1 pseudogene is annotated in these 626 nt (G+C 55.9%); it reads right to left on the reverse strand.

Annotated features, from left to right (window positions below):
• Positions 1-6 precede the first annotated feature (6 nt).
• Positions 7-626 (reverse strand): annotated as a pseudogene (locus tag EGN72_RS00220) (DDE-type integrase/transposase/recombinase); the annotation flags it as partial.

Below are 626 nucleotides of genomic sequence, written 5' to 3' on the forward strand. Positions count from 1 at the left end.
AGTTTCCTAGACACCTTGCAGCTTCAGTTTTTGCTGCTGTTCGAAGTCAATCGGTGACAGCATGCCGTTCTTAACGTGTTTGCGCTGTGGGTTGTAGAAAAACTCGATGTAGTCCGCTGGCCAGTAGGCGATTGCCCGCAATCGCCGTAAGGCGAACACGTCCTGACGGGCTTCAGCGCGCATTTTATACTTTCTGCGTCGGATGCGTTCGCGTTTGAGCAGGTTGAAGAAGCTTTCTGCCACTGCATTATCCCAACAGTTCCCGCGACCATTGCCCGGCAGGCGATTTGCAAGGCAAATCTGCCGAGAGGGGGCTCATGCTTTGCGTCAGATTGTGCTGTTCGAGGAACTCCTGCCACTCATAGCTGGTGAACTGTGACCCCTGATCGGAGTGCACATAGACCTTGGTCTTTGGCTTGCGCCGCCAAACGGCCATCCGTTGCCCGGCAGTTGATTGCCCTGCAATCAACGAGAGGGAGCAGGGCTTGCAGCGGCAGATCGGTATATGTGCGGCCTTGCATGGACCCGTTGCCCGGCAGCGTTTTGCATGCAAACCGCGAGAGGGGGCCAACAACGCGCCGGGAAAACAGATCGATGACAACTGCGAGATAAAGGAAGCCCTCGTG

It is taken from the genome of Pseudorhodobacter sp. E13 (genome assembly GCF_003991405.1).
In the GTDB taxonomy this organism is placed as follows: domain Bacteria; phylum Pseudomonadota; class Alphaproteobacteria; order Rhodobacterales; family Rhodobacteraceae; genus Pseudorhodobacter.